Raw genomic sequence first — 25,436 nt, 5'->3', positions numbered from 1 at the left:
CGGTGTCAGCCAGCCTTGTTGACGCGCATATACCAATCGACCAGCCGCCGGACCTGCCGCACGGTATAGCCACGCTCGGTCATGCGGTCGACGAATTCGGCGTGCTGCTTTTCGGTGGCACTGTCCTTCTTCGAACCGAAGCTGATGACCGGCAACAGGTCCTCGACCTGGCCGAACATGCGCTTTTCGATGACCTCGCGCAGTTTTTCGTAGCTCGTCCAGGCCGGGTTGCGCCCGCCATTGCGGGCCCGGGCACGCAGGGTGAATTTGACGACTTCGTTGCGGAAGTCCTTGGGATTGGCGATGCCGGCAGGCTTTTCGATCTGCGACAACTCGCTGTCGAGGATTTCCCGATTGAGGATCTGCCCCGTGTCGGGATCCTTGAAATCCTGGTCTTCCAGCCAGGCATCGGCGTAGGAAATGTAGCGATCGAACAGGTTCTGGCCATATTCGCTGTAGGATTCCAGATAGGCCTTCTGGATCTCGTGGCCGATGAATTCGGCGTAGCGGCTCGCCAGTTCCGAGCGGATGAAATCGATGTAGTTCGCTTCGACTTCCTTGGAGAACTGCTCGCGGCGGATCGCCTGCTCGAGTATGTACATCAGATGGACCGAGTCGGCCGCGACCTCCTTGGTATCGTAGTTGAAGGTCTCGGACAGTACCTTGAAGGCGAACCGCGTGCTGATGCCGGTCATGCCCTCGTCGACCCCGGCGGCATCCCGGTATTCCTGCAGCGATTTGGCCTTGGGATCGGTGTCCTTGAGGTTCTCGCCGTCATAGACGCGCATCTTGGTATAGGTCGGCGAATTTTCATGCGGGGTCAGCCGCGTGGCGACGGTGAAGCGGCTGAGGTTTTCCAGCACTTCCGGCGCACAGGGGCTGGCGGAAAGCTCGCTCTCGCGCAGCAGCTTTTCGTAGATCTGCCGCTCCTCGGTGATGCGCAGGCAATAGGGCACCTTGACCACCAGGATACGGTCGAGGAAGGCCTCGTTGTTCTTGTTGTGCTTGAAATGCAGCCATTCCGATTCATTGGAATGGGCAAGCACGATGCCCTGATAGGGGAAAGAGCCGAAGTTTTCCGTGCCGTTGTAGCTGCCCTCCTGCGTGGCAGTGAGCAGCGGATGCAGCACCTTGATCGGCGCCTTGAACATTTCGACGAATTCGAGCAGGCCCTGGGTCGTGCGGTTGAGACCGCCGCTGAAGGAATAGGCGTCTGGATCGGCCTGGCTGAAGTTTTCGAGCTGGCGGATATCCACCTTGCCGACCAGGGTCGAGACGTCCTGATTGTTCTCGTCGCCGGGTTCGGTCTTGGCAATGGCGATCTGGCGCAGGCGGGAGGGCATGAGCTTGACGACGCTGAACCGCGAAATATCGCCGCCGATCTCGTCGAGCCGCTTCGTCGCCCAGGGCGAGATGAGGCCGGTGAGCCGCCGCTTGGCGATGCCGTATTTGTCCTCCAGCAGATCGCCCATGCGCTCGCGGCTGAAGAGACCGAGAGGTGATTCGAAAACCGGGCTGATCTTGCCGTCGATGGCGAGCGTGTAGATCGGCTGGTCTTCCATCAGCTTCTTGAGGCGTTCGGCGAGCGAGGACTTTCCGCCCCCCACCGGACCCAGCAGGTAGAGAATCTGCTTGCGCTCTTCGAGCCCCTGCGCGGCATAGCGGAAGTAGCCGACGATCCGCTCGATCGTGTCTTCCATGCCGTAGAAATCGGAGAAGGAGGGGTAAATCTTGATGGTTCGGTTGCCGAATATCCGGCCGAGGCGCTCGTCGGCACTGGTATCGATGAGCTGCGGTTCGCCGATGGCCGTCACCATCCGCTCCGGCGCGGTGGCATACATCTTTTTATCGTCACGGCACGCCAGCAGGTACTCCTGGAGGCTCAGCTCCTCCTGCGCGGTGCTCGCATAAGTTTTTGAAAAGAGGTCGAAAACATCGCTGCCAGTGGTTCTCATGGAACGCTCCTGCGGTCATCGAACAGTATAGCTTTTTTCGCGTCTGCCGTCCTGTTTTTTAAACGGAATGCAGCAGAAATTTGTTCCCGCCTTCGCTGTAAACAGAAAGTGAATGCAAGCTTGGATACTGAAGGCAGCAAATCTTCCAAGCACTCTGTTCATTCAACAGACATGGCACTGGACGCGAGCCGTCTGTGCGCGCTTTAACGCGAATCACGGACATGCAATGTCCACCAGCATATAATCGACCGATCGGAACACAATGCCAATTCACGAACTTGCCGCGCTCGGTGCCGCGACCTGCTGGGCCCTGACGGGGCTGATCTCGGCGGGGCCTGCCGGCCATCTCGGCGCGCCGGCCTTCAACCGGGTCCGCCAGATCTTCGTCACCGGCCTTCTTGCCCTCTATGTGTTGGCGACCGGTACATGGCGGGAGCTGGATGCGGCGAGCATCGGCCCGCTGCTGCTGTCCGGATTGATCGGCATCTTCGTTGGCGACACGCTGCTCTTCGCCACGCTGAACCGGCTTGGCCCGCGCCGCTCCGGAATCCTCTTCGCGCTGAATGCGCCGATTGCCGCTCTGCTCGGCTGGCTGGTACTGGGCGAAGCCCTGCCGGTCCCCGCCATGGCGGGGATCGCGCTGACGGCCACAGGGGTGTTCCTCGCCATTCTCTTCGGCAAGCGGCGGGCGCAGATACATGAGTGGGAAACGATCAAGGGGCCGTTGTCGATCGGCGTCCTGCTGGGGTTGGGCGCCGCGACGGGCCAGGCCATCGGCTCCATCCTCGTGCGCCCTGTCATGGAGAGCGGCATCGACCCCTTCGTCGCTTCGCTGCTGCGCGTCGGCATTGCCGCGCTCTGCCTCAGCGTCCTGACCCAACTGCCCATCCCCTCCGTCAAGCCGAAAGGGCCGCTCACGCTCAAAGTCGCGGCAATGACCGCATTGACCGGTGTGCTCGCGCTTGCCATCGGCATGACGCTGCTGCTCTTTGCATTGTCGGGCGGCAAGGTCGGCATCATCTCGACACTCTCGGCCACCTCCCCGGTGATGATATTGCCGATGCTGTGGCTGAAGACCGGGGAGCGGCCGGCCGGTGGGGCTTGGGCTGGTGCCGCCCTCGTCGTCATTGGCATGGGCCTGATCTTCCTGCGCTGAGCGATAGCGCGGGCCGTCGCACCGTTCCAAAGAGAATGCATCGGGCACCGACCTGTGGACAGAATGGCGGATGTCATGCGGGTGTCATGGCGATCTGTTGAAACGCTGCCCCATGCCGCTCGGTGATCGTGACGATCGAGATGGGAACCGACCAGACCGATTTCGCATCGATTACTTCACCGCACAGGCATCCGCAGTTCGCCGCCGTCCAGCCCGTCGCGTCGATGGGTGAGGACGGACATTCCAGCGTAGGAAACCCTGATGATCGAAACGGTGATCTCTCCCGCTCCCTCCCCGACCGCAGCGCGCAAAGAGGGGGTCGGCAAGCGCCTCAACCGCGCCGTTCGCCGCAATCCGTTGCTCTCCGCCTCCGGAATGTCCGAATATGTCTTCTCCCGGCTTTTCCGGAATCTCGTCTATGCGCAGATCTGGGAAGATCCCGATGTCGACATGGCTGCGCTGAAGATCGCGCCGGGAAACAGCATCGTCACCATCGCGTCCGGCGGCTGCAATGCACTTTCCTATCTTGTCGCCGATCCCGCCCGCATCGAGGCGGTGGACCTCAACCCGGCGCATGTCTGTTTCAACCGCCTGAAACTGACTGCCGCCGCCCACCTGCCGGACTACGAGACGTTCTACCGGTTCTACGGCCAGGGCGATGATCGCCGGAACCTCGACGCCTACCAGCACTATCTGAGGCCCCATCTCGATGCGGAAACCCGCGACTACTGGGAAAGCCGGACCGTCACCGGCCGCCGCCGTATCTCCATCTTCCACCGCCACCTCTATCGCCACGGCCTGCTCGGCGGCTTCATCGGCCTAGGCCATACGATGGCCCGTCTTTACGGCGCCGATCCCCGCGGCCTGCTCAAGGCCCGTACGATCGAGGACCAGAAGCGCTTCTTCGACGAAACGCTGGCACCGCTCTTCGAAAAGCGCCTGGTCCGCTGGGCGACGGGGCGGAAAAGCTCGCTCTTCGGGCTCGGCATTCCGCCGCAGCAATATGAGGCGCTTTCGGGTGCCGGCAGCGACATGGCGTCGATCCTGCGCCAGCGCGTCGAAAAGCTCGCCTGCGGCTTCCCGCTCTCGGAAAACTATTTTGCCTGGCAGGCCTTCGGGCGCGGGTATGGCAGCGGAGAGCTTGCGCCATTGCCGCCCTATCTCTCCCGGCAGAATTTTGAAGCGGTCCGAAGCCGCGCCGGCCGCATCTCCATCACCAACACGTCGCTGACCGAGTTTCTCGCGGCAAAAGCCCCCGAATCCGTTGATCGCTTCATCCTGCTCGATGCGCAGGACTGGATGACGGATGCGCAGCTCAACGCCTTGTGGAGCGAGATCACCCGCACCGCCGCCCCCGGCGCACGCGTCATCTTCCGCACGGCGCCCGCGGAAAGCCTGCTGCCCGGCCGTGTCGCCGACACAATTCTCGACCGCTGGGCCTACCACGCCGCGGAATCGCGTGCGTTGCACGACAAGGATCGCTCGTCGATCTACGGCGGTTTCCACCTCTATGAATTCAAGGGGTGAGCGCCGATGAACGCGCTATCCGATCATGCGCTGCTGATGGACCGCATCTACCGCTGGCAGCGGCGGTTCGGCATCTATGATGCCACGCGAAAATACTACCTGCTCGGCCGAGACCCCTTGCTTGCCGGCCTCCGACCAGTACCGGGCGGTTCGGTGCTGGAGATCGGCTGCGGCACCGGGCGCAACCTCGTGAAAGCGGCTGGGCTTTATCCCGAGGCCCGTTTCCACGGCATCGACATCTCCCAGGAAATGCTCACGGCAGCGGAAAAGGCCGTCGCGGGCGCCGGCCTCGACGGCAGGATACGCCTCGCCAGAGCGGACGCCGCCGCTTTCGACCCGCAAGTGGCTTTCGGCCAGGGCAGCTACGATCGCATCTTCATTTCCTATGCCGTATCAATGATCCCGCAATGGCAGAAGGTCGTCACGGAGGCCACTGCCCGCCTCGCCCCGGGTGGGGAGCTGCATATCGCCGATTTTGGCGACATGCAGGGCTTGCCTGGCTGGTTCAAAAGCGCCGTGACCACCTGGCTCGGTTGGCACCATGTGACGCCGCGCGCCGACCTGTTCGACTTTGCCGCCGAACTGGCCGATGCCCATGCCGGACGCAGCGAAGCGAAAAGACTGCATCGCGGCTTTTCCTGGATCGCCGTTATCCGGATGCCTTGATTGGCATAGCCGGCACGCAAAGCATAAAGCCACTCCGACAAGGGAGGCGCCGGAGTGGCTTATCTCAGAACAGCGTCTCGACCTTCGCCGCGATCGCGTTTCCGAGCCGGATGTTGGTTTCCGCAGAAAAATGGATGCCATCGACACCATCGGTTGAGACGTGCTCGCCAGCGGCCAGGAACTCGACCTTCATGAAAGCCGCGAGCGCCTTGTAGAGCCCGGCCAACTCCTTCGACTTTTCATATCCGCCACCGAACATGCCTTCGAACCAGGGATCGGGCATCGGCGCCAGCGGCGGCGGAGCAACGACGAGCACGCGCGGTGCGGGATAGGGCGTACCGACGCCGCCGGTAGAGGTCAGCGCCTGGCCGACGAGCTTGCCCATGCCGTTGGCGATCTCGTAGGGCGTACGATGGAAATAGGATTTCGTGTCGTTGGTGCCCAGCATGAGGATGACGAGATCGAGCGGCAGGTGGCTGGCGAGTGCCGCCGGCAGATAGGCGCTGCCGTTGAGCCTTGCGTCATTCGGATCGTCGAGGCTGGTGGTGCGGGCGCTGAGCCCCTCTTCGATGATATGATAGTTCGCGCCGAGCCGTGCTGACATGGCGCCGGTCCACCGCTGCTCATAGGGATAGCGCAGTGTCGGTGCGGATTCCTTCACCGGGATCCAGCCCCATGTCAGTGAATCCCCGAAGCACAGGATTGAACGTTTCTCCGCCATTAACGACCTCCTTGAATGGCTGGTTGATTGTTATTTTTCGGCGCGCAGGCCGTAGAAAATGGCCGCAAGCAGAATGATCAGCCCCTGGGCGACAAGCTTGCCGGCGTCGCCGACGCCGAACATCGTCATCACGACGAAGAGGAAGGCGAAGCACAGCACGCCAAAAAACGGACCCCAGACACCCCCCTCGCCGCGCCCGAAGACGACGCCGCCCAGAATGGTGGCGGCGACCGAGAGGATCGGGAGGTCGAGCCCGACGCGCACGCTGCCGACGGCGATGGACGCGGTCTGGACGAGGGCGGCGATGGCCGCCATCAGGCCGGCGAGCGTATGGGCGAGGATCACCGTGCGCTCCACCGGCACACCGGAAAAGTGGGCGGCCGGCATGCTCTCGCCAACGGCGGTGACGAAACGTCCGAAGACCGTCTGCGAGAGAAGCAGCGCCATCAGCGCCGTGAGGCCGATCCAGAAGATCACGGGGCTCGGCAACCCGAGAAAGCGTGTGTTGAACAGATCGTTGAAAACGGTCGGGACATCGCCCGGCGGCTTGCCGCTCGAAAGATATTGCACGAAGCCCACGAGCACGATGCTCAGCGCAAGCGTGACGATGACCGCCGAAACGCGGCGCCGGGCCACCATCACGCCGTTGAAGAGGCCGATCGAGAGACCGATCGCAAGCGCCAGCCCGACATGGAAGCCGAGCGAGGCGCCCGGGAAAATGCCGGACGAGATGCAATAGTTGATCAGCAGGATGACGCCGCCGCCGGACAGGTCGATCGACTTCACCCGCATGACCAGCAACTGGCCGAGCACGAGGATGCCGAGCGGAACGACTTGGCGCGCGAAGACGCCGAGCACATTGGAATTGAGCATCTGTGGACGCGCGACGAACAGGATCCCAAGCAGAATGACGAGCAGGTAATAGGATGGCGGGACCTTGGAAATCCGGCGCAGGAGGGGAGAGTTGACGAGGGCCGACATGGGTCAGAGTCCAATCTTCTTGCGCGACTGAAGCGCCACGACGGCGATAAGCAGAATGCCCTTGATTGCCGTTTGCACGAAAGGCGTGACGTTGAGCAGGTTCATGCCGTTGGAGAGGAGCGCCAGCACCGCAACCCCGATGATCGTTCCATGCAGGCTGCCGACGCCGCCGGACAGTTGCGTGCCGCCGATCGCCACCGCCGTGATTGCATCGAGTTCCATGAACAGGCCGACATTCGGATCGCCCGAGACGATGCGCCCAGCCAGGAAGACGCCGGCCAGCGCGGCAAACAACGAGCAGACCACATAGGCCAGGAGAATGTTGCGGCTGGCGGGGATGCCGAAATTGCGCGCGGCATCGGTCGAACCGGATGCAACGCCGCCGCCGATGGCAAAGAGATGCAACCCGTAGCGCGAACCGTAGAGCAGTTTCCAGGCGATCAGGATCGTCACAATGCCCCAGAAGACTGGAAACGGAACGCCAGCCACCGATCCGTCCACCGCCCAGCGTACGACCTCCGGCACGGACCCGCCCGATACCGGCCGCAGCACGCGGGTGATGCCGAGCACGACATATTGCGTGGCAAGCGTCGCGACGATCGGATGCACATTGAGCCGCGTGACGCAGTAGCCGTTGGTGGCGCCGATCAGCGCGGCAAAGATGAAGACGCCGGGAATGGTGATGCCGGCCGGCAGGTCGAGCGCCAGAAAGGCCGTCGTGAAGCTGACGACGGAGCCGATGGAGAGATCCAGCCCGCCAACTAGCACGACGAACATCTGCCCGACCGCCGTGATGAGGAGCGGCATGCCCTGGGCAACGAGGTTGGCAAGATTGCTCAACTGGCTGAACTGGCTGGTCGTTGCGGCCAGCCAGAGGATCATGGCCACGGTGATGAGAAGCGGCAGCAGCCAAAGGCCCTGCCGGCTGCCGCGGCCGGTGAGCAGTTTGCCCAGAGTGGCGGAAGGGGAAGGTGTCATTGGGGATTCCGTTCCGTCATGTGCTGAGAGCCGCGTCGAGAATGCCGTGCTCGGTCACTTCGCCGGCCTGCATTTCGGACACGATGGTGTTGCCGTGGATGACATAGAGGCGGTCGCAAAGGCCGATCAGCTCCAGCGTCTCGCGGGAGAGCACCAGCACCGCGCCGCCCGCCTTGGCGAAATCCCGCAGGATGCGGTAGATTTCCGCCTTGGCGCCAACGTCCACGCCGCGCGTCGGCTCCTCGATGAGGAGGAGATCGGCGTCGGTCGCAAGATAGCGGCCGAGCAGCACTTTCTGCTGGTTGCCGCCGGAGAGCGCACCGACTATCGCGGCCGGACCCGTTGCCTTGACGCCCAATCGCTGCATCGTCTGCGCGATGACATCACGATAGCGCTTTGCCGGCTGGATCGCGGATCGTCCGCCATGGAGCGCCATGGCAATGTTCTGGCCGACCGAATGACCGAGGAACAATCCTTCGTCCTTGCGGTCCTCCGGCACGAAGGCGCCGCCGCGAGCCTGCCATCGCCGCACGCCGCTTTCCTTCGGCATCGGAAGGCGCATGGTTTCGCCCTGACGGGAAAATGAGCCTTCGACCGGCGCGAACTGCCCGACCAGGGCGCGCAAAGCCTTTTGCTGTCCCTGTCCTTCGAGCCCGGCGAGCCCGACGATCTCGCCCTTGCGAACGACAAGTGAAAACGGCCTTGAATCCGGCTCCAGCCGTAGCCCGGAAATCGACAGGGCCGCGTCTCCGGCAGCATCGCTGCGTTCGGGGAAAAGGGCTTCCAGTTCACGCCCGACCATCATCGCGATCAAAGCGGATGGCGTGATGTCCGTGAGCGGTCGCGTGCCAACCAGCTGGCCGTCCTTCAGCACCGTCACCACGTCGCAGATCGCAAAAATCTCGTCCATGCGGTGGGAGATGTAGACCACGGCCTTGCCCTCATCGCGCAGCGCACGGATGTGGCGGTTGAGCACCTCGACATCCGCCGCGTTGAGCGCGGCGGTCGGTTCGTCGAGGATGAAGATGTCGGCGTCCGCATCGATGCCGTGGGCGATCTCGACGAACTGCCGTTCGGCGATGGAAAGTTCCGACACCAATGTATCCGGATCGAGCGTGAGGCCGAGGCGGGCAAGCGCTCCCTTCGTCTCCTCGCGCATCCGCCGCCGGTCGATGCCGCCGAAGCGGCCAATGGGCTCGCGGCCGAGAAACAGGTTTTCTGCAATCGTCATGTTGGGCAGCAGCGAGAGTTCCTGAAACACCGTGGATATGCCGGCGGCAAGGGCTGCGCGCGGATTGGCGAAGCTGACCGTTCGGCCGGCGCGCCGGATTTCGCCACTGTCCGGCTGGTGCACGCCGGCCAGGATTTTCATCAGCGTCGATTTCCCGGCGCCGTTCTCGCCCATCAGGGCATGCACCGTGCCGGGTGCGAGCGCCAGCGACACGTTCCTGAGCGCAGCACTTCCGCCGAACGCCTTGGATATTCCGGACATTTCAATGAGATGCGTCACTGGCCCCTCCCAACCGCGACCGGAGGCAGGCGATCCGCCTGCCTCCCTGCAGCACACGCTACTGCTTGGCGTAGAACTGCTTGAGCTGCTCTTCGGAGAGTTCCGACGGCCACCAGACATTGGCCGAAAGATCGTCACGGTAGTATTTCTTGACCTTTTCGAGGTCCCAGCCCGGCGGGTTGTAGTCGTAGTGCTTCTTGAGCGCCTTGCCTTCCAGCAGCGCGACGGCGGCGCGGATGCCCGCTGCACCCTGGGCAGGGCTGTATTCCGACGAGATCGACTTGAAATTGTCGGCGATCCACTGGCCGAAGAAGCCGTTGTTGCCCTCGCCGGAAATCGGCGGGATCGTGGCGCCGAACTGCTTGAACACGTCGACGCAGGCGCGCGTCATGTCCGCGCCGGACGACCAGATGCCGGCGACATTCGGATCGTTGAGATAGAGCGTCTCGCAGACCTTCTTGGCCTTGTCGTATTGCCAGTCGCCATGTTCCTCGGCGGTGATCTTGATCCCGGTGCCTTCGAGCGATTGCTTGAGGCCGTTGTAGCGGTTGGTGTCCTCCGGGTGGCCTGCCAGGCCGCGCAGCACCCAGATATTCCCCTGTCCGCCGAGTTCCTTGACGAGGAAGTCGCCCATCACCTTGCCGAAATGCTCGGCACCGCCCTGGATCTCCGTCGTGTAGGCGTCGGATTCGATGCGGCCCGTGTGAAGCACGACCGGAATGCCCGCCTCTACGGCCTTCTCGATACTGGCATTGGCCGAGGTTGAGGTGACCGGTTGGACGATGATCGCATCCACCTTCTGGGCGATCAGGTCCTCGATATCGGCGACCTGCTTCTTCTGATCGAAGCCGGCATCGAGCAGAACGAACTTGGTGATACGCGTATCGCGGTCGGCGGCGGCCTGCGCTTCGTGCGCCACCTGCACCGTCCAGGTATTTGCATTGACGCCGAAGCTGCTCATGCCGATGACCCAGGGGGCATCCTTCTTGTACTTACCCTCTTCGACGCTTGGGTTGTTTTCTGCCCGGGTCGTCACGCCGTCGAGCAGGGGCACCTCCTGCGCCAGACTGCTATGGGCAAAGACCACGCCGGCCAACAGGGCCGTGATGCCGATTTTCCTGATGATGCTGCTCATACTTTTCCTCCAAAAGCAGGCCTCAAACGAAAGGAAGGCGGGCGAAAAGGCATGCGATATCGGCAGCCCGTGACCTTCGTCACGCACTCGCTCGCAGCCTGAAACGACCTGAAGCTCTCCTCCGGCCGACACAAAATCACTGGCGCTTTGTGCTGTCAATAGTTATTCAGACTGAATGAATAATTAGCGATCCTTGCAAATCGCCCGCCCGGATGCGAAGTCTGCGCCGCAGATGCGATCAGCCGGCACGGTGGAGGAGACAGTGAAGCGGACCGTTCTATGTTTCGGGGACTCGAACACCTACGGCCAGATTCCGGGTCGCGGGCCGCTTGAGCGCTATCGCCGCGAAGAGCGCTGGGCCGGCGTGCTGGAGGGCGCGCTCGGTGCCGGGTGGCAGATCATCGAGGAGGGGCTCAGCGGCCGCACGACGGTGCATGACGACCCGATCGAAGGGGCATTGAAGAACGGCCGAACCTATCTGCGCCCCTGCCTGCAAAGCCATGCGCCGCTCGATCTGATCATCATCATGCTGGGAACCAACGACCTGAAGCGGCGGTTCAACATGCCGCCCTCGGAGGTCGCCATGGGCATCGGCTGCCTCGTGCACGATATCCGGGAGCTTTCGCCCGGGCCCGCGGGTCATGATCCGGAGATCATGATCGTGGCGCCGCCGCCGATGCTCGACGACCTGCGGGAATGGGAGGCGATCTTCTCCGGCGCGCAGGAAAAATCCCGCAAGCTGGCGCTCGAATTTGAAATCATGGCAGATTCGCTGGAGGTGCATTTCTTCGATGCGGGCACGGCCTGCCAATGTTCGCCGGCGGATGGTTTCCATATCGACGGGGAGGCTCACCGCCGCCTCGGGGAGGCCCTGGCGCAGGAAGTGGCGGCAATCGGGTGGCCAGATGCGTAGGCGCACCCCCACCCGGAACGACGCCGCCCTTTGCGGGAAGGATCGCCCCCTTGCCTGACATGCGATTTGCGCCCCCCAATCCGCTTCGCATCGCCGACCGCGCGAGCGGCCTCAATTCGCTGAGCGTGCGCAGCTACAACGAGCGTCTCGTGCTCTCGCTGCTTTTGCAGAACGAGGCGACGACGCGACTTGAAATCGGCGAGAAGACCGGCCTTTCGGCCCAGACGATCTCGGTGATCGTGCGCTCGCTCGAGCAGGAAGGCCTTGTCATGCGCGGCGAGGCGCAAAAAGGCCGCGTCGGACCACCGACGACACCCATCATGCTTAATCCGGAGGGTGCCTACTCCGTCGGTGTCAGCGTCGGCTATCGTAACAGCCACATCGTCGTCGTCGACTTCATCGGCAATGTACAACACCAGCATGTGATGCCGCACAGGGCCGCCGGCGTCTTCGACGCGTCGGAGGGGCTGGCACTGGAAATCCGCAATGCGATTGCCAGCCTTTCAGACAGCCGGCGGGGACGCATTGCGGGCATTGGGCTGGCGTTGCCGACGCCACCGCTTGAGGCCGGCCCAGACCATGCCATCCTGCACCGATTTATGGAGGCGGAGCTTGGCCTTCCGGTCTTCGTGCAGAACGACATCACCGCAGCAGCCGGTGGTGAAAGCCTGTTCGGTGCCGCGCGACAGTTGCAGGATTTCCTGTTCTTCTATCTCGGCGCCCGCCTGCACAGCCGCCTCGTGCTCAATCACCAGATCTACAACGGCAATTCGCCGCTGAGCGAAGATGTCGGCATGCTCGCGCTCGAACGCACCCTGCCAGCCGGCGATGCGGCGGTGGAAAAGCTTTGGACGCCATCCCAGGCCTGGCCGCCGATGGGGCCAGCCTTTGACGCCTGGCAGCAGGCCTGCGCGCAAAGCCTCGTCCGATCGGTCCAGTCGCTTCTGCATTTCATCGAGTTGAAGACCGTCGTGCTCTCCTCGTTCATTCCCCCTGCGGCCTGCGAAGCGCTCTGCGATCTCATTCGCCGGGAAATCCCCACCATCGATGCGGTGGTCGGCAAGACATCCGCCGCGCCAAAGGCGATCGGGGCTGCAAGCCTGCCGTTCAGCTCGCGCTTCATGGTGAACTAGAGGGGCGTGCGGGCGATCGCGATCGAGTTCCGCGCGAAATCAAAAAAAATGGGCCACCGGAAAACCGAGGCCCATGAAGTGTGGAGATATTTAAACCTCCAGAGGGGAACAGCTGATGCAGCGGACTGGGAGGAGACCGCCATGTGCATCAACTAAGGGTACTATGCTCGTTTTTTGACCGTTTGGAAAACATTTATTGTGCAATGCAGCTATGCAGAAGGCGCACCACTTGCCGCCTGCCACCTGGAGCATTCCGCCGGCGGCAGGAACCTCATCCCTTACAAGACGCCCCACGCGCGAAAACGTCCTCTGCCCGTCAACTCCCGCAACTTGAGTTCCTCCACGATCCGCAGCGCCGCCCGGGGTGTCACGCCGAGTGCCCTCGCGACCATGCCCGTTGACACCATCGGGCGGGAGAGCACGAGATCGATAAGGTCCGGCAGCCTTGAGGACGTCCGACGATCAACAAGGCGACGCTCCATCATCTGACGCGCGAGGATCAGGCGATCATGCTCCTTCATGCCGATAGTCACCGCGGCCGTCACCCCATCGAGGTGAGCGGCAAGGCGGGTATCCCGGTCGCGGTGCACACGCTGTTCGCGCCGGATGGTCTTCATGCCGAGATTGACGGCTGCAAGATGCGCCCCCGTTGTGAGGCCCGCTTCGCGCAGGCAGGCTGCCGCGAGAAGGCGCCCCAGCCATGGAGCATGCTGCAGGACCTGCAGGGTATTCCAGGCATCGAGCAGCAATACGGCGCGCAGGGCCGGGGGCAATTCCCTGCTTTCATCGACGGCAACGCGCCATTCCTCCAGCCGTGCATCCTCGTCCCAATCAAGATCGTAGACGAGAGGGTCCTTCTCCCGGCCACCCCGTCGCGGCGGAACGCTGGCGCCCGACAAGACGGCGTCTGATCGTGCCAGCACGGCATCCATCGCAGCGAGTTCCCTCGCCAGGGGATCGGACATGTCCGGTTCCCCTTCCTTCGCCCGAGCCACGGGGTCATCGCCAGCAAGAGGCGCAGATGCCTTCTGCCTATCCCCTATCGGGTCAGCACCACCTAAGCCGCGCAGGCTGCGTATGCTTTCTATGCCGAGCGCCCAATCCGGCGGCTGCAAGACAATGCGCCGGCGTGTGCGTAATACATCGCGGGCGATTGTGAGTTCGTGGGTCGGCGTGCGGATATCGTGGCCGTCATCGTGCAGCACAAGATCCTCGAGATGAACAAGTTCACCGTCTATCCACAGCGAGGCACAGGCATCGGTGAAATGCATGCGCTCGATCCAGCCCTCGCCAACCGGCGAATGGGCGAGGCGCTCGTCGAGGCGCGCCAATGCAGCCGTCGCGCCGCAGATGCGGGGTAACAGGCTGTGCAGCGGCAATTTTGAAAGATCATAACGCATTGAATTCATGGTAAACGAATTGTCAAACGGACACTATATCATAGTTAATGTCCGCTAGATGGAAATGGCGTGCGATCGCCGCGCCTCATCCATCACCTCGACCGGTCCTAAACGCCCAGATTATGATGATAGAACGTCCAGTTTTGCTCTTCAACGGTGCCGGTCGAAGCGCAAATCGAAATCGGCAATCGCGGGAAGGCTTTGCACCGGATCGCCCGTTCAGCATCGATCGGTGAACACTGCGTTCGCGGAGCGCGCCTTTTCAAGCCGGCTTCGATATCCCATCTTCCGGCCATCACACTCCTAAGGACGCCATGCGTCGAGGCAGACATTCATGAAGAAAATCGGCTTCCTGTCCTTCGGACACTGGACCCCCTCCCCTCAATCGCAAACCCGCTCGGCGGGTGACACCTTGCTGCAGTCGATCGACCTTGCCGTCGCGGCGGAAGAGCTTGGCGCTGACGGGGCCTACTTCCGGGTACACCACTTTGCGCGCCAGCTCGCTTCCCCGTTTCCGTTGCTGGCAGCCATAGGCGCCAGGACGAAGAGGATCGAGATCGGCACGGCCGTTATCGACATGCGCTATGAAAACCCGCTCTACATGGCAGAGGACGCTGGTGCCGCCGATCTCATCTCCGGCGGACGTCTACAGCTTGGCGTCAGCCGCGGCTCGCCCGAGCAGGTCATCGATGGTTGGCGCTATTTCGGTTTTGAGCCGCAGGACGGCATGAGCGACGCCGACATGGGCCGCCGCCACGCCGAAGTGTTTCTCGATATCCTGAAGGGCGAAGGTTTTGCGCAACCGAACCCGCGGCCGATGTTTCCCAATCCGCCCGGTCTTTTGCGCCTCGAGCCCCATTCGGAAGGCCTGCGCGAGCGTATCTGGTGGGGTGCAAGCTCGAACGCCACCGCCGTCTGGGCTGCGAAACACGGCATGAACCTGCAAAGTTCGACCTTGAAGAACGATGAGACGGGCGAACCCTTCCACGTCCAGCAGGCGGCGCAGATCCGCGCTTATCGCGGGGCCTGGAAGGAAGCTGGCCACAGCCGCACGCCGCGTGTTTCCGTGAGCCGCAGCATTTTCGCGCTCGTCGACGACCGGGACCGCGCCTATTTCGGCCGCGGCGGCAAGGAAGAGGATTCGGTCGGCTTCATCGACGACAAGACCCGGGCGATCTTCGGCCGCTCCTATGCGGGCCAACCGGAAGAACTCATCAAGCAGCTTGCCGAGGATGAGGCGATCAAGGAAGCGGACACGCTTCTGCTCACCGTACCGAACCAGCTGGGCGTCGAATACAACGCCCATGTCATCGAGGCGATTCTGAAGCACGTCGCCCCGGCCCTGGGGTGGCGGTAGACGTCTATTCTATGGTTCTTTGAAAACAAAAAGACGCGCCAGAGAGCCTGGCGCGTCTTTATGTCTAATGCTCAGCGATGCCCGACATTTCGGCCGTCGAAGATGTTACCAGGAGGTGCTTGCCTTGAGCATGAAGGTGCGTCCCGCGCCATAGCCGCAGGAGTTTAGTCCCTGGCAAGACGCAACGTAGTCCTTGTCGAAAAGGTTGGAGACGTTGAGTGCAACGCCCCAATTGTCTTTCTTGTAACGGATAGCGGCATCGACAAGCGTCGCAGACGGAACCTTGCGCGTATTTTCACGGTCCGCCCAAGACTTGCCGATATGGCGCAGCCCCGCAGCGGCACTCCACCCTTCGAGCGTATCACCCTGAAACGCATAATCGGCCCACAGCGATGCAGTGAGATCGGGAACCTGGATCGGCGTATTGCCAGCCGGCGTACCGTCAAACGATCCGCCTGTCGCTTTCGTGACCTCCATGTCGATATAGGTCAGAGCGCCGATCAGTTGAAGCCCGCTCGTGACATTCGCCTGGATCGAGGTCTCGAAGCCGCGGGCCTTCACCTCGCCGATGGCAGACGTCGTTGGAATTCCAGTATCCGGATCGGTAATCGTGCTGGATACATTCTGTCGCGTTATGTCGAAATAGGCTGCCGTAATAAGAGCATCCATGAAATCCGGCTGATATTTGACACCAGCTTCCCACTGCTTGCCTGTTTCTGCCTGCAGCAGGCGGCCTTTTTCATCCGTTGATGTCGTTGGATTGAAGGACGTCGAGTAGCTGAGGTAAGGCGTCAGGCCGTTTGCAAATTCGTAGGCAAGCGCGGCCCGCCACGTAAACTCACCCTCTTCGCTGTCAGTAGTCTTCAACGTCTTGGTCGCATGGTCGTAGTTAGCGACTTCGGTCGATACGAAGTCGTAGCGACCATTGAGTGTCGCAATCCACCCATCGCCAAACTTGATCTGATCCTGCGCATAAATCCCAAGCTGATCCCGCTTCAAATCCTGGTCAAGATAGGGGTTGTTGAGCCCCGGTATGTCAACCCCTCCGTAAACCGGGTTAAGGGGGCCTAGGTCCAAACCATCGTCCGTCCTATATCCAACAGCCTGTGTGTGATCGAGTGAATAATGGCGATAGTCCAATCCAAGCAGCAGAGTGTGATCAAGAGGCCCGGTGGCAAATTCACCTTCGAGCTGATTATCGACCGTGAAGATGCCGACGTCCGTATCGTGCGCGAAACGGTAGCGGGCCAGCTTCGTCGGGTCGGTGAACGACCATCCGTTGGTGTACAGAGCATCTTCCTTGAGAGAGACGCTCGCGTAACGCAGGTTCTGGCGAACCGTCCAGTTGTTGTCGAACGTATGTTCGAACTCGTAACCGATCATCGCCTGTTGACGCTCGTAGATGTCGTGGCTCTCGTCACCATAGAACAGATCACGCGGGATGCGGCCGACGCCATCCCTGTCTACGACCGTACCTTCATACGGCAGGAAGCCCGTGCTGGTATGCGTCAGGTCGACGTTCTGATACGAGCTGAGAATGGTAAGGCTGGTATCCTCGTCCGGCTTCCACGTAATGCTGGGCGCGATCGTGCCGCGGAAGTCGTCCGACTTGTCGGTTTCCCAGCCGCCACCCGAAATCTTTCCGGTCAGTCGATAGTTCACGGCATCGTTGTCGCCGAGCTTGTCTCCGAAATCCAGCCCAAGATAGCCGTTGCCGAAGCTGTTGATGCCGGTCTCGACGTAGCGTAGCGGCTCGTCCGTCGGCCGCTTGCTGACAAAATTGACGAAGCCACCTGGGCTGGCGCCGCCATAGAGCGCTGAGCTCGGGCCCTTGATGACCTCGATCCGTTCGAGGAAGAAGGGATCGACCAGGAACGTGCCGAACCCTGTCTGGAACAGGGAGAGCCCATCAAGGAACATGCCGGTCTGGTCGGCCTGGAAGCCACGGATGAAGAGCCAGTCGGTGTCGGAATCCGTGCCATAGGTCGACGGGTTCACGCCTGCAACATAACGCAGGGCCTCGTCGATCTTCTGTGGGCTCTGATCGTCGATCTGCTCGCGACCGACAACCGTTACCGACTGGGGGATCTCATTGAGAGCCGTCGCGGTCTTGCTGCCGGTCCGCGTGGATTTCGCCACCACGCCGCGCACCGGTTCGACGCCGGTGTTCGAGTCAGTCCCTTCGACGCGGATTTCCTGCAGCAGGGTCGGCTTGCTCGCATCCTGGGCGATCGCGGCAAGCGGCGCCAGCAGGGCGATTGTGGCCGTACCGCACGCCAGCGTCAGCTTGAACTGCCGTTCTCTCTTCGGCTTCGTCTTCATTTTACGGATACCCCACTCACGCCTGCCCCGTCGCAGGCACCCCGATAACGATAAGATGAGTGGTTAACTCAAATTTAATTGTCGGGATTGTCGCATTCGCCGAAAATTGAACGTTCTTGGGCAATTTTCCGGGCGCTGAACATCCGCCCGTCCCGCCTTCATTCAGGCGAGCTGCGTCTTCTGCCAATGGGCAGGCGTCGTGCCGAAATTCTTGCGGAAGACGCGGGTGAAATGCGCCTGGTCGGCAAAACCGGATTCGGCGGCGATTGCGGTCAGTGGTTGTTCGCCCTGCAAAAGCAAGTCCTTGGCACGGCGCAGCCGGGCATTGACCTGCCATTGATGCGGGGCCACGCCGGTCGAGGCCTTGAAGGCGTGGCTGAAATGGGATTGCGACAGCCCGATCAGGTTGGCGAGTTCCTCGAGCCTGATGTTGCGCAGGCAGTTTTCTTCAATGAAATCGGTGGCGCGGCGCAGTTGCCAGCCGGCAAGCCGGCTGCGCTTGCGGCCCGGCGCCTTGGCAAGCTTCATGACGTCGATAATCAGCGCAAGCGCTAGGCCGTCGCCGTAGAGATCATGCAGCGGCTGCGGATTGGTGCATTCGGCAGCAATGAACTGCGCAAGCGAGAGAAGGCGGGGGTCGGAAAAGAAGAGTTGCGGTGTCGCCAGACGCTCCGGATCGAGGTCTTCGGCGAGGCGCTTGCTGATCGTTTCCACGTCAAAATGCAGGTCGAGATGACGCAGGAACCGATGATCGGCAAGGTCCGCCCACATCTCGAAGTCAGCGGGGATATAGGCAATCGGGCAGCGCTGCCAATCCGCGGCGCTTTCCGGCCCCTCCTGTGACAGGCGGATGCGGGACGCACCCGGGCCGCGTTTGTCCAGCAGGATGAAGAGACGCGGGTCCCGGCCGACATAATAGCCGCCGGCATAGGCCGCGCATTCCACATCCCAGACATCGGCGACGATCCCGTTCCAGTGCCGGCGATTGAGGCCGCCGACCACGGAAAAGCCTTCGATCCTGTTCTGCATGCGCGGCTGGAACGTCATCCGGCGAACTATTCCTTCCTAATTTTATCAAGTTTTTTAGCGGGAATTTCGCGGCAATGCAATATCGCTAAAATGCGAGAAGGGGCGGTTTGACACCGCCCCTTCCCTTCCCCGCAGGTTCTTCTTCTTAGTCTTCTTCTTGGAAAACCTGTTCGCGCTTCGCCTTGACCGACGGCAGGAAGACGACAACCAGGACTGCCAGGGCAATCACCAACAGGATGGCGCTGATCGGGCGCGTCACGAAGGTCGTCGGGTCGCCACGCGACAGGATCATGGCGCGGCGCAGGTTCTCTTCCAGCAGCGGGCCGAGCACGAAGCCAAGCAGCAGCGGCGCCGGTTCGCAGCGCAGCTTGACCAGCAGGTAGCCGCCGAGCCCGAAGAATGCGACCGCATAGAGGTCGAAGACGTTCGAGTTCACGCTGTAGACGCCGATCGAGCAGAACGCCATGATGATGGGGAACAGCACGTAGTAGGGCACCGTCAGCAGCTTCACCCAAAGGCCGATCAGCGGCAGGTTCAGTACCACCAGCATCAGGTTGCCGATCCACATCGAGGCGATGATGCCCCAGAACAGGGTCGGCTGCTCGACGGCGACGTTCGGGCCGGGAACGATACCCTGGATGATCATCGCGCCAACCATCAGCGCCATGACGGGGTTGGCGGGAATGCCGAGCGTCAACAGGGGGATGAAGGACGTCTGTGCACCGGCATTGTTGGCCGATTCCGGCCCGGCAACGCCGGCGATCGCACCCTGGCCGAACTCCTCCGGCCGGTCGGAAATGCGCTTCTCGACCGTGTAGGAGGCGAATGCCGCGAGGATCGCCCCGCCCCCCGGCAGGATGCCAAGCGCCGAGCCGATCGCCGTGCCGCGCAGAACGGGGCCGACCATCCGCTTGAAATCATCCTTTGTCGGCCAGAGCTCGCTGACCTTTGCCATCAGGACCGTGCGGGTCTTCTCGCCTTCGAGGTTGCGCAGGATTTCCGCGATACCGAAGACACCCACCGCAACGGCCACGAAGTTAAGCCCGTCGGCGTACTCCCGGATGCCCAGGGTAAAGCGTGGCGTGCCCGTATAGATGTCCGTACCGACAAGGCCGAGCAAAAGGCCCAGCGCCACCATGGCAAGCGCCTTGACGATGGAGCCGTGCGCCAGAGCAATCGACGACACGAGGCCGACGACCATCAGGGAAAAGTATTCGGCCGCGCCGAATTTCAGCGCGATGCCGGTCAGCGGTATGGCGAAGATTGCGACAAGGAAGGTCGATACCGTGCCGGCGAAGAAGGAGCCGAGTGCAGCGATGGAAAGTGCTGCCCCTGCCCGGCCCTTGCGCGCCATCTGGTAGCCGTCGATGGCCGTCACGGCGGACGAGGATTCGCCCGGCATGTTGATCAGGATGGCGGTGGTGGAGCCACCGTACTGCGCGCCGTAATAGATGCCGGCGAGCATGATCAGCGAGGAGACCGGCTCCAGCTGGAAGGTGATCGGCAGGAGCATGGCGATCGTCGCCGTTGCGCCGATGCCGGGCAGAACGCCGATCAGCGTGCCGAGCAGAACGCCGATCAGGCAGAAGGCCAGGTTGGCCGGTGAGGCGGCGGTGGAAAAGCCAAGCGCCAGGTTGCTAATGAGATCCATGAGAGCCTCCTAGAGCCGCGTCCACGGGCCGAACCGCTCGAACGGCAGGCCGAGTCCGTAGCTGAACACCGCGACCGAGAAGACCGTGATGCCGATTGCAAGCAGAAGCGCCATAAGCGGTTTCATCCGCGTCGAAGCGAAGGCTGCAATAAGCGCCGTGAAGAACAGCGACGGGACGAAGCCGAGACCGCGCACCGTAAGCCCGAAGAAGATCGGTGCGGGCAGAATGAAAAGCATCCCGCGCAAGGCCATCGGCCCGATCGGGTCGCCCTTCACACGCGTTGCCTGCACCAGCACGATCGCGCCGAGACCGGTCAGGATCACCGCAAGGATCAGCGGGAAGAAGCCAGGCCCCATGCGGAATGCGGTGCCAAGCTCCAGGTTGAGGCATTGGTAAACGAAGAAGCCGCCAAGCGCGATAAAGGTCAGGCCGCAGATCGCGTTGGTGCTGTCGAACTCTAGTTGTTTCATGGGATCCCCTCCTCCAGCGACCGGATGGGCCGCGCAGACGTCAAAGACCGTGACGGCGGTCAACACCGCCACGGTCCGATCCATGCAAGCCTTGTCTCCGCAAATTCCGGGCGGAAAGTCGCCTTGCATTCACCCGGGATTGTCTTAGTCGGCGAACTGCCCAGCCGCCTCGATGACCGGCTTCCAACGGGCAATTTCACCCTCCAGCTTCGCCTTGAGGGCGGCCGGCGTTGCGTCTGCTTCCGCCGAGGGAACGGTGCCAAGCTCGGCAAACCGGGCGACAACGTTCGGGTCCTTCAGCGCGAGCTGCAAGGACTTGGAAAGCCGCTCCGTCACTTCGGTCGGCGTGCCCTTGGGTGCGTAGATGCCGTGCCAGATACCGACCTGGAACCCGGGCAGGCCTGCCTCTTCGGCCGTCGGAATATCCGGCAGGTTGCCGAGACGCGCGGGGGAGGTTACGGCATAGGCCTTGATCGTTCCGCCCTGGATCTGCTTCGTCGTGTTCGTCGTCTGGTCGCACATGACATCGACCTGGCCGCCAAGGAGATCGGTCATGGCCGGGCCTGTGCCCTTGTAGGGCACGGTGACGAACTGCGTCTGGAGCGCGCTCATCAGCATCATGCCGCACAGATGCGAGGCCGCGCCGATGCCGGCATTTGCTACCGTCACGGTGTCCTTGTTGGCCTTCATGTAGTCGATCAGGCCCTTGAGGTCGGTGGGCTCGAGGTCCTTGCGGGCGACGATTGCCATCGGCACATCGGTGACGAGGCCGACATATTCGAAGGCGTTCAGCGTGTCGTAGGCAAGCTTGCGATAGAGCGTGGCGCTCGTCGCCATGCCGATATGGTGCAGCAGCAGGGTGTAGCCATCCGCGTCGGCGCTCGCCACGCGACCGGCACCCAGCGTGCCACCAGCGCCGCCGACATTCTCGACGACGATCTGCTGGCCGAGATCCTTCGACATGGCTTCGGCAACGAGGCGGGTCACGGTATCGGTCGGGCCGCCGGCAGAGAAGGGGACCACCATGGTGATGGTGCGTTCCGGATAGGTCTGGGCAAGGGCAGAGGTGGCGAGCAGCGATACGGCAAACGCAGCGGAAATACCAAACAGGGTTTTCATGGTCTTCATCAAATCCTCCCGATGAATTGGCCAGCCGGCGTGGCTCCTCCCGCGCCGGTCCTGGATGTCTCAACAGGGGCTTTGTCGGCCTCAAGAGCAAGCGACGGCCGCATTCGCCGGCCCGAATTTACCGCAGTAAACTGCCTTGGTGGGTAGGTTTGGGAACAAAGTGGCTTCGGCTTGGGTGGATTTCCACCCATCAGGGTGTCACATGTCGTCCTGAAACGCCGCCATGTTGATGTTCTTGTCGAGGCCGTATTTCTGCATCTTCTCGTAAAGCGTCTTTCGCGAGACGCCCAATTGCTCGTAAACGGGCTTCAGACTGCCACCATGGGCCGCCAGAGCACTGGCAATCAGCCCGCGTTCAAAGGCTGCCACCTTATCCGAGAGGCGCTGCGGACCGATGCCAACGGGCGCATTTTCCACACCGGCATCCAGCCCCAGCACAAGCCGATCAGCGGCATTGCGAAGCTCACGCACATTGCCGGGCCAGCTGCGCCCGGCAATTTCGGTCATCAGTTCGGCAGGCACATCGACGTCGTTTCGTACATAGCGCGCCGCCGCCTCGCGCACGAGCTGGAGAAAGAGCAGGGGGATATCGTCCCGCCGCTGCGCCAACGATGGAACATGCATCGTCGCAACGTTCAAACGATAAAGCAGGTCCGCCCGGAACCGGCCGGCGGCCACCTCGGCTTCCAGGTTCACCTTGCTTGTTGCGATAAAACGCACATCCAGCGGCACAGGCTCGTTCGAGCCCAGCCGCGTAATGACCCGCTCCTGCAGGACACGCAGGAATTTTGCCTGTAGGTCGAACGGCATGGAGCCGATCTCATCGAGAAGGATTGTGCCGCCGCGGCCGTGTTCGAACTTGCCGTAACGCGGGCGCAGTGCCCCCGGAAAGGCGCCAGCTTCGTGCCCGAACAGTTCGCTCTCGATAAGGTTTTCGGGGAGGGCTGCGCAATTGATGGCAATGAACGGGCGGTCGGCGCGTGCGCTGATATCATGAAGGGCACGGGCCACCACTTCCTTGCCGGCCCCCGTCTCCCCGATGATCAGCGTATCGGCATCCGTCGCGCCGATTGCTCGCACCCGATAGCGCAAATCCACCATGACCTGCGTACGACCGGGCAGCCGCGCCTCGATATCGTCCCGCTTGCCGGCGACCGCCCGCAGGCGGCGGTTTTCCAGCACAAGGCTCCTGCGGTCCATGGCGCGGCGAATGATGCCGGCCAGATGCTGTGCGGTGAACGGCTTTTCAAGGAAGTCATAGACGCCTGCCCGCATGGCGCTGACCGCCAGTTGCACATCGGCATGGCCCGTCACGAGAATGACCGGCACCTCCGGATCGACCTCGCGAATGCGCTGGAGCAATGTCATTCCATCCATGCCGGGCATGCGAATGTCGCTGACCACGACGCCGTCGAAGGCATAACCGACGAGTTCCAGCACCCGCTCGGCACTGGAAAACGTATCGACCTCCAATCCGTAGAGCTCCAATGCCTGGGCCGAGGATCGGCGCATTTCCTCTTCGTCGTCGATCAGAAGAATACGCGAACCACTCATTCTGCCGCCTCCCGCGATGGTGCCGAAGCCTCGAGAACAATGGAGAAGACAGCCCCGCCGTCCGGGTGGTTCCAGACGGTCAGGTTCCCACCGAAGTCCTTGATAATGTTATACGAAATTGAGAGGCCAAGGCCTAATCCCTTGCCAACGCCCTTTGTCGTGAAGAAGGGGTCAAAGATGCGTTCGGCAATGGCCGCCGGCACACCGGCGCCGCGGTCGCGCACTTCGACGACAACACCGTTTTCCGATCGAAATGCCGAGAGGACAATCTTGCGATTTTTCAATCCTTCGACCGCATCCGCAGCATTGCTGACGATGTTCACCAGGACCTGCTGGAGCCGCACGGGGCCGGCTTTAACGGTAAGATCCGTGCCCGACAGTTCGACAACAAGTTCGGCATCTGCCGACTTGAGCCGCGGCGCGACAATCTCCAGCGTATCCGCAATCACGTCGGGGAGGGGAACCGGGCCGAGCTTCTCGTTCGGTTTGCGCGCGAAGTTGCGTAAGTGGCGGCTTATCGATGCCATGCGGTCGATAAGGCTGGAGATGCGGCGCACATTGTCCTGCGCCTCCGGCACACGGCCACGGTCGATGAGGAGCGCGGCACTGTCTGCGTAGCTTTTGGCGGCAGCAAGCGGTTGGTTGAATTCATGCGAAAGCGCTGCTGACATCTGGCCAAGGCCCGCGAGTTTACCGGCCTGGATCAGGTCGCCCTGCGTCTTGCGCAGTTCCTGCTCGGTCAACCGCCGTTCGGCGATTTCAAGCTCGATCTGCTCATTGACCCGCGCGAGGTCCGCCGTGCGCTCCTCGACCCGTCGCTCCAGCTCGTTCCGGGTCTCTTCTTGCAATCGCAACCGTTCCTCTACGCGGGAACGACGCTGCCAGAGCACCGCGGCACCCAGCGCGGCGAGGCAGATGAACAAGAGGATCGCGATCAACGCGGTGCGCGCCTGCGTTCTGACCGATGCGGTGTCGAGAAGAACATTCACGGTCCAGTCGGCTTCCGGCATGTAGTGAGACAGGCGCAGATATTCCCGCGTCGTTCCATTTCCGGGGATCTGCATCAAATGTTGACCGTAGTAAACGGATTCCGTCGCGGGCAAAGGCTTCAACTCGGCCTCGGCATAACGTCGGGATGTCTGCGTGCGGGCGAGGCGCGGTGCATCCAGAGGCAGGATGCCGGAATAGAGCCATTCCGGACTGCCGGTCATGAAGATGATGCCTTCGGGATCGGCGACGAAGATCTTGTACTCACCGCCGCGCCAGGAACCCTCGATTGAATCGATATCGACCTTGAAGACGATGACGCCAAGGATCTTTCCCGCCACTTCTACCGGGGAGGAAAAATAGTAACCCCGCTTCAGGGATGTCGTGCCGAGCGCGTAGAACCGTGCCTGCCGACCCGCAATCGCATCCTGGAAATAGGGGCGGTAGTTGAAGTTCTGCCCGACGAAGGTTCCGGGCATGCCATAGTTGCTGGCGGCGACGGTATTGCCATCCGGCGTCATGACATAGATATCGGACGACTCCAGCAGTCGATTGATTTCCTTGAGATATTCGTTTGCCGTTTGCCGTAGGGCAGGGCTCTCCGGCGACTGGAGCAGCGCCTCGATATCGTCGTGATCGGCGATCAGGGCAGGCAACGGCTCATATCGGCTGAGATGGCCGGCAAGTGCTGCCACCGCAAGGCGCAACGCGGAACCGGCCTGTGACGACGCTTCATCCATGTAGCTGCGCGTGAGCAGCGCCCCCCCTTGCAACACGGCAAGGAGGATAACGATCGGCAAGACCGCGAAGGCCAGAGCATGACGCAGCTTCACAGAAAGACGGCTCCTCTTCCGTTCGTCAC

Annotated in this window: 20 protein-coding genes; 6 read left to right on the top strand and 14 right to left on the bottom strand. The window is 62.0% G+C overall.

Going from position 1 to position 25,436, the window contains the following annotated elements; all coding sequences use genetic code 11:
* Positions 1 to 5: 5 nt before the first annotated feature.
* On the bottom strand, positions 6 to 1,955 hold the full coding sequence (locus AC1RT2_RS15130) for a PrkA family serine protein kinase (RefSeq protein WP_069062172.1): 1,950 nt from the start codon (positions 1,953 to 1,955) through the stop codon (positions 6 to 8).
* A 262-nt stretch (positions 1,956 to 2,217) separates the two neighbouring features.
* On the opposite strand from AC1RT2_RS15130, the gene AC1RT2_RS15125 reads away from it, so the two are divergent.
* From AC1RT2_RS15125 to AC1RT2_RS15115, 3 genes are all read left to right on the top strand, one after another.
* Positions 2,218 to 3,111 (top strand): DMT family transporter, encoded by an 894-nt coding sequence (locus AC1RT2_RS15125; RefSeq protein WP_493103079.1) that lies wholly within the window; start codon positions 2,218 to 2,220, stop codon positions 3,109 to 3,111.
* 261 nt (positions 3,112 to 3,372) lie between these two features.
* A complete protein-coding gene (locus AC1RT2_RS15120; protein WP_493103077.1) occupies positions 3,373 to 4,638 on the top strand; it encodes a BtaA family protein in 1,266 nt (421 codons plus the stop codon).
* A gap of 6 nt (positions 4,639 to 4,644) precedes the next feature.
* Positions 4,645 to 5,304 (top strand): class I SAM-dependent methyltransferase, encoded by a 660-nt coding sequence (locus AC1RT2_RS15115; RefSeq protein ID WP_493103075.1) that lies wholly within the window; start codon positions 4,645 to 4,647, stop codon positions 5,302 to 5,304.
* 64 nt (positions 5,305 to 5,368) lie between these two features.
* Here the strand turns inward: AC1RT2_RS15115 and AC1RT2_RS15110 are convergent, their stop codons facing one another.
* Genes AC1RT2_RS15110 through AC1RT2_RS15090 form a run of 5 tightly spaced genes read right to left on the bottom strand, consistent with a single transcriptional unit; the run spans position 5,369 to position 10,629 of the window.
* Complete coding sequence (locus tag AC1RT2_RS15110) at positions 5,369 to 6,025, bottom strand: SGNH/GDSL hydrolase family protein (protein WP_493103073.1); 657 nt, start codon at positions 6,023 to 6,025, stop codon at positions 5,369 to 5,371.
* A gap of 30 nt (positions 6,026 to 6,055) precedes the next feature.
* Positions 6,056 to 7,006 carry an ABC transporter permease gene (locus AC1RT2_RS15105; protein WP_493103071.1) on the bottom strand — a complete coding sequence of 317 codons (951 nt, stop codon included), beginning with the start codon at positions 7,004 to 7,006 and terminating at the stop codon, positions 6,056 to 6,058.
* 3 nt (positions 7,007 to 7,009) lie between these two features.
* Positions 7,010 to 7,984, bottom strand: a complete 975-nt coding sequence (locus AC1RT2_RS15100) for an ABC transporter permease (protein ID WP_493103068.1) — start codon at positions 7,982 to 7,984, stop codon at positions 7,010 to 7,012.
* Between the two features lie 16 nt (positions 7,985 to 8,000).
* Positions 8,001 to 9,494: a sugar ABC transporter ATP-binding protein gene (locus tag AC1RT2_RS15095; protein ID WP_493103066.1), complete on the bottom strand. Its 1,494-nt coding sequence runs from the start codon at positions 9,492 to 9,494 to the stop codon at positions 8,001 to 8,003.
* A gap of 58 nt (positions 9,495 to 9,552) precedes the next feature.
* Positions 9,553 to 10,629: an ABC transporter substrate-binding protein gene (locus AC1RT2_RS15090; protein ID WP_493103064.1), complete on the bottom strand. Its 1,077-nt coding sequence runs from the start codon at positions 10,627 to 10,629 to the stop codon at positions 9,553 to 9,555.
* Positions 10,630 to 10,891: 262 nt separating this feature from the next.
* Here AC1RT2_RS15090 and AC1RT2_RS15085 point away from each other — a divergent pair, with 262 nt between their 5' ends.
* Complete coding sequence (locus AC1RT2_RS15085) at positions 10,892 to 11,542, top strand: SGNH/GDSL hydrolase family protein (RefSeq protein ID WP_493103062.1); 651 nt, start codon at positions 10,892 to 10,894, stop codon at positions 11,540 to 11,542.
* 59 nt (positions 11,543 to 11,601) lie between these two features.
* Entirely contained in the window at positions 11,602 to 12,675 is a 1,074-nt protein-coding gene (locus tag AC1RT2_RS15080; RefSeq protein ID WP_493103507.1) for an ROK family transcriptional regulator, read from the top strand.
* Between the two features lie 278 nt (positions 12,676 to 12,953).
* On the opposite strand, the gene AC1RT2_RS15075 is transcribed toward AC1RT2_RS15080, so the two are convergent.
* Entirely contained in the window at positions 12,954 to 14,084 is a 1,131-nt protein-coding gene (locus AC1RT2_RS15075) for an RHE_PE00001 family protein (RefSeq protein WP_493103060.1), read from the bottom strand.
* 325 nt (positions 14,085 to 14,409) lie between these two features.
* Between AC1RT2_RS15075 and AC1RT2_RS15070 the strand changes: the two genes are divergently transcribed.
* Positions 14,410 to 15,432, top strand: coding sequence for an LLM class flavin-dependent oxidoreductase (locus AC1RT2_RS15070; RefSeq protein WP_493103058.1), 1,023 nt, complete (start codon positions 14,410 to 14,412; stop codon positions 15,430 to 15,432).
* A gap of 105 nt (positions 15,433 to 15,537) precedes the next feature.
* Here the strand turns inward: AC1RT2_RS15070 and AC1RT2_RS15065 are convergent, their stop codons facing one another.
* From AC1RT2_RS15065 to AC1RT2_RS15035, 7 genes are all read right to left on the bottom strand, one after another.
* Positions 15,538 to 17,754, bottom strand: coding sequence for a TonB-dependent siderophore receptor (locus AC1RT2_RS15065; protein WP_493103056.1), 2,217 nt, complete (start codon positions 17,752 to 17,754; stop codon positions 15,538 to 15,540).
* A gap of 162 nt (positions 17,755 to 17,916) precedes the next feature.
* A complete protein-coding gene (locus tag AC1RT2_RS15060; RefSeq protein WP_493103054.1) occupies positions 17,917 to 18,801 on the bottom strand; it encodes a helix-turn-helix domain-containing protein in 885 nt (294 codons plus the stop codon).
* Positions 18,802 to 18,928: 127 nt separating this feature from the next.
* Positions 18,929 to 20,434, bottom strand: a complete 1,506-nt coding sequence (locus tag AC1RT2_RS15055) for a tripartite tricarboxylate transporter permease (protein WP_069062186.1) — start codon at positions 20,432 to 20,434, stop codon at positions 18,929 to 18,931.
* 9 nt (positions 20,435 to 20,443) lie between these two features.
* Positions 20,444 to 20,905 carry a tripartite tricarboxylate transporter TctB family protein gene (locus AC1RT2_RS15050; protein ID WP_493103052.1) on the bottom strand — a complete coding sequence of 154 codons (462 nt, stop codon included), beginning with the start codon at positions 20,903 to 20,905 and terminating at the stop codon, positions 20,444 to 20,446.
* Between the two features lie 144 nt (positions 20,906 to 21,049).
* Positions 21,050 to 22,024, bottom strand: coding sequence for a tripartite tricarboxylate transporter substrate-binding protein (locus AC1RT2_RS15045; protein ID WP_493103505.1), 975 nt, complete (start codon positions 22,022 to 22,024; stop codon positions 21,050 to 21,052).
* 207 nt (positions 22,025 to 22,231) lie between these two features.
* On the bottom strand, positions 22,232 to 23,587 hold the full coding sequence (locus AC1RT2_RS15040) for a sigma-54-dependent transcriptional regulator (protein ID WP_493103050.1): 1,356 nt from the start codon (positions 23,585 to 23,587) through the stop codon (positions 22,232 to 22,234).
* Positions 23,584 to 25,407 (bottom strand): sensor histidine kinase, encoded by a 1,824-nt coding sequence (locus AC1RT2_RS15035; protein ID WP_493103048.1) that lies wholly within the window; start codon positions 25,405 to 25,407, stop codon positions 23,584 to 23,586. The genes AC1RT2_RS15040 and AC1RT2_RS15035 overlap by 4 nt, the downstream gene beginning before the upstream one ends.
* Positions 25,408 to 25,436 lie beyond the last annotated feature (29 nt).

The sequence above is a fragment of the Shinella sp. GW821-FHT11G07 genome (genome assembly GCF_058808115.1).
Note: the sequence above shows the minus strand (reverse complement) of the source record. Positions and strands in the feature narration are given on the sequence as shown.

What these genes read in the sequence shown, in the direction of transcription:
- AC1RT2_RS15125 (WP_493103079.1), top strand. Translation starts at nt 2,218, where the DNA reads ATGCCAATTCACGAACTTGCCGCGCTCGGTGCCGCGACCTGCTGGGCC.
- AC1RT2_RS15110 (WP_493103073.1), bottom strand. Translation starts at nt 6,025, where the DNA reads ATGGCGGAGAAACGTTCAATCCTGTGCTTCGGGGATTCACTGACATGG.
- AC1RT2_RS15115 (WP_493103075.1), top strand. Translation starts at nt 4,645, where the DNA reads ATGAACGCGCTATCCGATCATGCGCTGCTGATGGACCGCATCTACCGC.
- AC1RT2_RS15120 (WP_493103077.1), top strand. Translation starts at nt 3,373, where the DNA reads ATGATCGAAACGGTGATCTCTCCCGCTCCCTCCCCGACCGCAGCGCGC.
- AC1RT2_RS15105 (WP_493103071.1), bottom strand. Translation starts at nt 7,006, where the DNA reads ATGTCGGCCCTCGTCAACTCTCCCCTCCTGCGCCGGATTTCCAAGGTC.
- AC1RT2_RS15050 (WP_493103052.1), bottom strand. Translation starts at nt 20,905, where the DNA reads ATGAAACAACTAGAGTTCGACAGCACCAACGCGATCTGCGGCCTGACC.
- AC1RT2_RS15045 (WP_493103505.1), bottom strand. Translation starts at nt 22,024, where the DNA reads ATGAAAACCCTGTTTGGTATTTCCGCTGCGTTTGCCGTATCGCTGCTC.
- AC1RT2_RS15075 (WP_493103060.1), bottom strand. Translation starts at nt 14,084, where the DNA reads ATGAATTCAATGCGTTATGATCTTTCAAAATTGCCGCTGCACAGCCTG.
- AC1RT2_RS15055 (WP_069062186.1), bottom strand. Translation starts at nt 20,434, where the DNA reads ATGGATCTCATTAGCAACCTGGCGCTTGGCTTTTCCACCGCCGCCTCA.
- AC1RT2_RS15065 (WP_493103056.1), bottom strand. Translation starts at nt 17,754, where the DNA reads ATGAAGACGAAGCCGAAGAGAGAACGGCAGTTCAAGCTGACGCTGGCG.
- AC1RT2_RS15130 (WP_069062172.1), bottom strand. Translation starts at nt 1,955, where the DNA reads ATGAGAACCACTGGCAGCGATGTTTTCGACCTCTTTTCAAAAACTTAT.
- AC1RT2_RS15080 (WP_493103507.1), top strand. Translation starts at nt 11,602, where the DNA reads ATGCGATTTGCGCCCCCCAATCCGCTTCGCATCGCCGACCGCGCGAGC.
- AC1RT2_RS15070 (WP_493103058.1), top strand. Translation starts at nt 14,410, where the DNA reads ATGAAGAAAATCGGCTTCCTGTCCTTCGGACACTGGACCCCCTCCCCT.
- AC1RT2_RS15060 (WP_493103054.1), bottom strand. Translation starts at nt 18,801, where the DNA reads ATGACGTTCCAGCCGCGCATGCAGAACAGGATCGAAGGCTTTTCCGTG.
- AC1RT2_RS15090 (WP_493103064.1), bottom strand. Translation starts at nt 10,629, where the DNA reads ATGAGCAGCATCATCAGGAAAATCGGCATCACGGCCCTGTTGGCCGGC.
- AC1RT2_RS15100 (WP_493103068.1), bottom strand. Translation starts at nt 7,984, where the DNA reads ATGACACCTTCCCCTTCCGCCACTCTGGGCAAACTGCTCACCGGCCGC.
- AC1RT2_RS15040 (WP_493103050.1), bottom strand. Translation starts at nt 23,587, where the DNA reads ATGAGTGGTTCGCGTATTCTTCTGATCGACGACGAAGAGGAAATGCGC.